This is a genomic window from Xenorhabdus mauleonii, assembly GCF_900113945.1.
Taxonomy (GTDB): domain Bacteria; phylum Pseudomonadota; class Gammaproteobacteria; order Enterobacterales; family Enterobacteriaceae; genus Xenorhabdus; species Xenorhabdus mauleonii.
Genome location: NZ_FORG01000054.1, coordinates 1 through 5,950, shown reverse-complemented (window position 1 = coordinate 5,950; position 5,950 = coordinate 1). Strand labels below are relative to the sequence as shown.

Genomic DNA, 5,950 nt, shown 5'->3' with positions numbered 1-5,950 from the left:
AGGTGATCCGCAAAAACGGGATTGTTTATATCGGGCTGGATGCGTTGTCTGACAGTGATGTGGCCTCGGCCGTGGGTAACAGCATGTTTGCGGATCTGGTCAGTGTCGCGGGGCAGATTTACAAATATGGCATGAACGCCGGATTGCCGGTTCGCCATGACGGCAAGCTGGCGATCAACCTGCATTGTGACGAATTCAACGAACTGATGGGGGATGAATTTATTCCACTGATTAACAAAGGCGGCGGTGCGGGTATGCAGGTCACGGCGTATACCCAGACTTCTTCCGATATCGAAGCCCGCATCGGCAGCCCGGCCAAAACCGCGCAGGTGGTGGGTAACTTCAATACCCTGATTATGCTGCGGGTACGGGATAACCGGACGGCGGAGCTACTCACCAGCCAGCTACCGGAAGTGGAAATCTACAGCAAGACGCTGGTATCGGGGCATTCTGATATTGCCGATGTCGAGCAGGGGCAAGATTTTACCTCGTCCACCCAGGACAGGGTAGGCACCGTCAAAACCCCACTGATTACACCCGCCGAAATGATTAACCTGCCGAAAGGGCAGGCGTTCGCGTTACTGGAAGGCGGGCAGTTGTGGAAAATCCGTATGCCTTTGCCAACGGGCGATGACGACGATGCCTTAATGCCAGCCAGTTTGCAGAACATCGCTGAACAGATGCGCAGACACTACCGCACCAGTGAAAACTGGTGGGAAGAGAAGGGGTAGTTTCCGTTTATGGCGCAGTCAGAAAACCCATCCTGTCAATCGTCCCAACCGCCCCGTAAGCCCGGTTTGCTCTATCGTGTGCTATGGGAATGGCCGTGGCAGCTTATTGGATTTATTGTCATGTCGTGGCTATTCAGCTTGCTACTGGAATATCTCGGTATGGCGTTTTTCTGGCCGGAGCAGGGAGCCGTTCACAGTCAGACCATGATGAAAACCGAGCTGCAATTTTTATCCACGGAATTTACCCGAAGTCTGTTATTGGCTGAACCTTCACAAACCGTTTCAGCCAGGCTGACGCGGGTTTATCAGTGGATTTTTGTAGACAGTGGTTTTATGAATTGGGTTCAGGGACAACGGCAATACCCGCTCCATAGCAACAATGATTTTTTGCGCGAGTTTAATGCTGTGTTACATAGCCTATTGGCACATTTGCGAGAGTATTGGCTGGCAACCGTGTTTATCACGATGGTGACGCTGATCCGGCTGGCCATTTTGCTGTTATCCGTTCCCTTGTTTGCAATGGTGGTATTAGTTGCACTGGTTGACGGGCTGGGACGTCGTGATTTGCGGCGTTACGGGGCAGGATATGAATCGAGCTTTGTTTATCACCATGCCAAACGGGGAATTAAACCCGCTTGCACTATTCCCTGTGTGCTGTATTTATCGTGGCCGGATGTGGTGTATCCCACCGTGATATTGTTGCCAGCGGCGTTACTTTTAGGTATGGCGGTGGTGATCACCACTTCAATGTTTAAGAAATACCTTTAAGACGCTGACACTGAAGTGCAAAACGTTTTTTGTTTTGTACTTCAGTGTCAGCAGACAAGCCGCACAGCGGCGCGTCAGTCTTTCAGACTAATGCTGATACGTTGACGTCACATTCACCACCCGCGTCATGCACTCAAACCAGTCACAGGCCTGACAGGCTCGGCTGCTGCCTTCCTTCGGATCGAAATGGTAGTGATGATGCGAAATATCTTCACAATACCCCACAAACGGCTGATCGATACGATGTAACTGAATGGCAGCTGCTTGTGCTTTAGTCGCAGGGAAAAACGCCCCGCCCATTTCGGCAAACAGTTCGGTATCATCCTGTTGTGCGTCACAGTGTTCACAGTGGTTTATCCAGTGTTGCCGGTGCAGCCGTTGGCTGACGGCTTGGCGAAGGCGGTGGTGAAAGCCGGGCAGTATGCTGCGCACGAGGGTGGGAATATCGGCGATATAAAACAAAAACGCTGGGCTGTCCTGCTCGGTGTAATCCACTTCCGTGCCGGGTTCATCGCCGTTAACCGCTTCCAGCAGCTGGTGTCCGGCAGGCAGCAGAAACGCGGTCACCGTGGTAGGTTCATGACAGTGTGGGCAGGTCGTCTGAGTCTGGGCGAGATACCAGCATTCCGCATGCACATTGTAGAACGGCAGCCAGTGCATAAATGGCGTTGGGTCAAAACTGTTGTCGATGTACCAGATTTGGGCGACGGCATCCCAGTGTGCGCCCAGCTTCCTCGCCTTTTCGTATTCATCATCAGGGACGTTTAAATCAATCCTCAGCATGGGGTTTCCTTCATGATTAAGTGTTGGCTGAATAAATTAGTCAGACTATTTAGCTAATTTTCACCAGAGCATAAAGAGTTTATTGCTGATCTGACGTAAAAAACCCCGCATCCTCGGCATCCTGAATACTATGACGAGGTGCGTGTTAATGCGTGGTGACTTTTCCCTGTTCCGTTCCGCCTGTCTGCTGGGACTGGCCCTATTGTATATGCCGCTTGCGCAGGCAGCCGAGAAAGATGAACTGGCCAGTGCCAAAAATCTGATTGCTCAGGTGCAGATAGCACTGGAACGCGCAAGTATTGCCGAAAAGCAGGCTGATGCCTCAACCCTCCCTCGCTACTACTTTGATTACGCCCGTATCAGTGCCGATCTCAACACCATCAAAACCGGTATCGATCACTACCTGACCCCCTCCCGTGACCAGCCGGGCGGGTCTGCACTGTTATCCGGTCAGTATCGGCAGGAACATCCGTAATGACCCCTACCCAGCGCAATGCCTTTGAAGTCGCTTCAGGGCACTTTGATATTCATTTTCTGTCTCTGGTGTGCGTCGGTTTTTTCTTAGCGACCCTGTTTCTTTGGGCTGCCTGGGCAGCAGTGGATGTCTGGAACGGCTGGGCGAATGAAAAAGTGCGTAACCAGACCCTCAGCCAGTTTGCCCTGCGAACGGCTCTCTTACTGGTGATATCGGTCTGGATGTTTGCCAGTTAATGCAATGAACCTACTGAAAAAGGAACCGCGTAAATATGAAACCAATATTAACGGCCTGCCGCCGTCTCAGCACTAACCTGATAACGCGAATCAGCACCGTGTTTTTGTTGTTTGGCCTTGCTTGTGAATCCGCCTGGGCTGATTTACCTGCGATCGAACCGCCGAAAAGTGGCGGCGGGGGCGGGTTATTGGGACAAGTGAAGGGCTACGCACAGGATGGCATTGTGATTGGGGGCTTAATCCTCTCAGCCGTGGCGTTTTTTAAAGTCGCCTCTGCCGCTGTGGAAACCTTCTCCGAAGTGCGTGACGGCAAAGCCACCTGGACCCAGTTTGGCTCCATTATCGTGGTCGGTGTGGTGCTGCTGGTTGCGGTGATTTGGCTGCTGGCGAAATCGGCCGGCATTATTTTTTAAGGGGCCGCTGATGCAGACGATCCTGTTCCTACCTGATCGCTTAAACGCTGAACCGGTGGTATTTCGTGGCTTCACCACCCCGGAGATGGGGCTGGCGGCATTAGCCGGAATAGGGATCGGGCTAATGGTGAGCCTGCCCCTGATCCCGTTAGTGGGTTGGGTCATGATACCCACGGGCATGCTGGTCACGCCTTTGCTGCTGGTGAGCTTTGGCGGGCGCTGGCTCGTGCAGCTGAAGCGCGGCAAACCGGAAAATTATCTCTGGCTGAAGCTGGAAGAGAAAAAACGTCGGTTAGGTGTCGGTGATCCGGCGCTGATTATTGCGGCTCAGGGTTGGTCATTACGGCGCAGCAGGAGCGTACAATGAGTCGGTTTCGTCATGCACTGAAAAACCGTGATCAGCATATTCTGACCCTGCGGTTTGCCTGCGGGGTACTGGTGCTGGTCTTATTGATCACGCTGATCGGCTGGATGACAGCACCGCGCAATCTCACCATTCATAACCCGCCGGATTTGCGCAGTGGCAGCACCCGGGCGTGGTGGGAAGTCCCTGCGCCAAGTGTCTACAGTTTTGCGTTTTATATTTTCCAGCAACTGAATGCTTGGCCGAAAAACGGGGCACAGGATTATCCGGCCAAAATTGTGGCCTTATCAGCCTATCTGACACCGGCCTGTCAGGATTTTCTGCGGGAAGATGCCAAAACCCGGGCTGACAGCGGTGAGTTGCTCGACCGGGTGCGGGTTGTCTACGAAATTCCCGGTCGGGGCTATGAGACAAACAGTGTGACGGTACACAACCGGGATAATTGGAGGGTGAGGCTGGATTTGGTGGCGGATGAGTATTACCACGCCGAACCGGTCAAACGGGCTCTGGTGCGCTATCCCCTGAAAGTGGTGCGCTGGGAGGGGGATGCCGAGCGTAATCCGTTCGGACTGGCACTGGATTGTTACGACGGGATGCCACAACGGCTGGAAGCCATGCCGCCACCCGTGGAAGAGAAAAAAGGGATGTTTCAATGAAAAAATGGCCTTCTCTCTTTGCCTGTGTGGGACTGATGCTGAGCAGCGTGTTGTTGTCCAGTTTTGGGGTGACCGCAGATGAATTGCTGAAATGGGAACGCATTCCGTTATCAGTGACGCTGAAAGTGGGTCAGGAACGGATTATTTTTGCTGACCGGAATATGCGTGTCGGCGTGCCCCCGTCACTCAGTGATAAACTGCGGGTACAAAGTGCCGGTGGGGCAATTTATCTGAAAGCCAGCCAATCATTTTCGCCGACCCGTCTGCAATTGCAGGATAGCGAAAACGGCGAAATTATCCTGCTGGATATCCGTACCGCCAAAAAGGCTCCGACCGAGCCGATACGCATTATTTATCCGGATGAAAAATCCACCGAGTCAGTAGAAAAATCCTCTTCGCAGAGCCAAGCCAAATTATCGGCACCCGTGCCGGTGGTGTTAACCCGCTATGCCGCGCAGCAGTTGTATGCACCGCTGCGCACCCTTGAGCCGGTCACTGGCATTCATCCGGTCAACCTGCACTTACCTTCGATAATCACGACGCTCTACCCCTCAGTGCCGATTGAAATAACCCCATTGGCAGGCTGGGGAGTGAAAAATTATTCCGTCGTGGCGTTGAAATTGCGCAATACCGCCAAACGCACTCTCACGCTCGACCCGCGCGCTTTGCAGGGGCAGTTTGTGGCTGCGACGTTTCAGCATCGCTGGCTGGGTGCAGCCGGCACGCCGGAAGATACGACGGGGCTGTATCTTGTCATTCAGGGGCAGCCGGATAACGCTTTTATTCCTGAGCCGACAGCCGTGAAATCGGGAGACCCTCATGCAGATTAAATCCAACAGCCTGGTCAAGATACTGGTGCCGGCGGTGCTGATGGTCGGCGGGTTTATCGGCATCAAAAGTTGCAGTTCAACAGACACAGTCGCGCCTGTGATACCGCCCAATAATGCCCTTGCCTCGCTGTCCCCGGAGGAGTTACAGGCACTGGGTATCGGCGGCGATACGCCGGAAGATACTCTGCGAACGCTGGTCGGCACACTCAATAAAGTGCGGGCAGAGCAGCAGCGTTTAAATCAGCAGAATGCCGATATCCTGAAAGAAAATGACCAGCTTAAAAATCAGCATCACGATGTTGCCGGTCAGATAGACGCAGCGGTTGCCACTATCCGGCAGGCTGATGAACAGCGTCAGCGCGAATTGCAGGATGAGCAGCAGGGATTACTGGCGCAGATTGATTTACTGACCGAGCGGCTGAATTCAACCCCGCTGACTACGCCCGACAGTCCGGTACCGCTGGGAGCGGGAAGTTATTCCTATTCAGTGAATGCAGGCACAGGGCAAAATGATCTGATCTGGATAACGCCGGCCGATGAAAAACCGGCAAACGAGCAGGGCATCGGCCATGGCCATACCCCGGCACAATACCCGACCGCATTTTTAAGTGAACAGCCCGTTGCAGGGCAAAATCAATCTCAGCCTGTTTCGCTTCAGACTCCTTCAAAGGAAAAAAACGAAAAACCGGTCTAT

Annotated in this window: 9 protein-coding genes and 2 pseudogenes; 9 read left to right on the top strand and 2 right to left on the bottom strand. The window is 53.3% G+C overall.

Features of this window, described 5'->3' with window-relative positions; genetic code table 11:
- Positions 1-731 (top strand): TraM recognition domain-containing protein (locus tag BM100_RS21715; RefSeq protein ID WP_175495000.1); only part of this gene is annotated, 731 nt, incomplete at its 5' end.
- A gap of 9 nt (positions 732-740) precedes the next feature.
- On the top strand, positions 741-1,499 hold the full coding sequence (locus BM100_RS21710) for a TIGR03747 family integrating conjugative element membrane protein (RefSeq protein WP_092514822.1): 759 nt from the start codon (positions 741-743) through the stop codon (positions 1,497-1,499).
- Positions 1,500-1,586: 87 nt separating this feature from the next.
- Here BM100_RS21710 and BM100_RS21705 read toward each other — a convergent pair whose 3' ends face one another.
- Positions 1,587-2,066 (bottom strand): hypothetical protein, encoded by a 480-nt coding sequence (locus BM100_RS21705; RefSeq protein WP_244590744.1) that lies wholly within the window; start codon positions 2,064-2,066, stop codon positions 1,587-1,589.
- Positions 2,067-2,204: 138 nt separating this feature from the next.
- Positions 2,205-2,282 (bottom strand): annotated as a pseudogene (locus tag BM100_RS23725) (DUF5710 domain-containing protein); the annotation flags it as partial.
- A 148-nt stretch (positions 2,283-2,430) separates the two neighbouring features.
- On the opposite strand from BM100_RS23725, the gene BM100_RS21700 reads away from it, so the two are divergent.
- The 7 genes and pseudogenes from BM100_RS21700 to BM100_RS21670 all read left to right on the top strand — a co-directional run.
- A complete protein-coding gene (locus BM100_RS21700) occupies positions 2,431-2,757 on the top strand; it encodes an integrative conjugative element protein, RAQPRD family (protein WP_092514816.1) in 327 nt (108 codons plus the stop codon).
- A complete protein-coding gene (locus BM100_RS21695) occupies positions 2,757-2,993 on the top strand; it encodes a TIGR03758 family integrating conjugative element protein (RefSeq protein WP_092514813.1) in 237 nt (78 codons plus the stop codon). Before BM100_RS21700 ends, BM100_RS21695 begins: the two co-directional genes overlap by 1 nt.
- Before the next feature lie 35 nt (positions 2,994-3,028).
- Entirely contained in the window at positions 3,029-3,406 is a 378-nt protein-coding gene (locus tag BM100_RS21690; protein WP_169924800.1) for a TIGR03745 family integrating conjugative element membrane protein, read from the top strand.
- Positions 3,407-3,416: 10 nt separating this feature from the next.
- Complete coding sequence (locus BM100_RS21685; RefSeq protein ID WP_092514811.1) at positions 3,417-3,773, top strand: TIGR03750 family conjugal transfer protein; 357 nt, start codon at positions 3,417-3,419, stop codon at positions 3,771-3,773.
- Positions 3,770-4,426, top strand: coding sequence for a PFL_4703 family integrating conjugative element protein (locus tag BM100_RS21680; protein WP_092514809.1), 657 nt, complete (start codon positions 3,770-3,772; stop codon positions 4,424-4,426). The genes BM100_RS21685 and BM100_RS21680 overlap by 4 nt, the downstream gene beginning before the upstream one ends.
- Positions 4,423-5,256, top strand: coding sequence for a TIGR03749 family integrating conjugative element protein (locus BM100_RS21675; RefSeq protein ID WP_092514807.1), 834 nt, complete (start codon positions 4,423-4,425; stop codon positions 5,254-5,256). Before BM100_RS21680 ends, BM100_RS21675 begins: the two co-directional genes overlap by 4 nt.
- Positions 5,246-5,950: pseudogene (locus BM100_RS21670) on the top strand (TIGR03752 family integrating conjugative element protein); the annotation flags it as partial. The gene BM100_RS21675 and the pseudogene BM100_RS21670, both read left to right, overlap by 11 nt.

Excerpts from the sequence above, each read along its gene's own strand:
- BM100_RS21675 (WP_092514807.1), top strand. The coding sequence starts at position 4,423 with ATGAAAAAATGGCCTTCTCTCTTTGCCTGTGTGGGACTGATGCTGAGC.
- BM100_RS21695 (WP_092514813.1), top strand. The coding sequence starts at position 2,757 with ATGACCCCTACCCAGCGCAATGCCTTTGAAGTCGCTTCAGGGCACTTT.
- BM100_RS21700 (WP_092514816.1), top strand. The coding sequence starts at position 2,431 with ATGCGTGGTGACTTTTCCCTGTTCCGTTCCGCCTGTCTGCTGGGACTG.
- BM100_RS21710 (WP_092514822.1), top strand. The coding sequence starts at position 741 with ATGGCGCAGTCAGAAAACCCATCCTGTCAATCGTCCCAACCGCCCCGT.
- BM100_RS21690 (WP_169924800.1), top strand. The coding sequence starts at position 3,029 with ATGAAACCAATATTAACGGCCTGCCGCCGTCTCAGCACTAACCTGATA.
- BM100_RS21685 (WP_092514811.1), top strand. The coding sequence starts at position 3,417 with ATGCAGACGATCCTGTTCCTACCTGATCGCTTAAACGCTGAACCGGTG.
- BM100_RS21680 (WP_092514809.1), top strand. The coding sequence starts at position 3,770 with ATGAGTCGGTTTCGTCATGCACTGAAAAACCGTGATCAGCATATTCTG.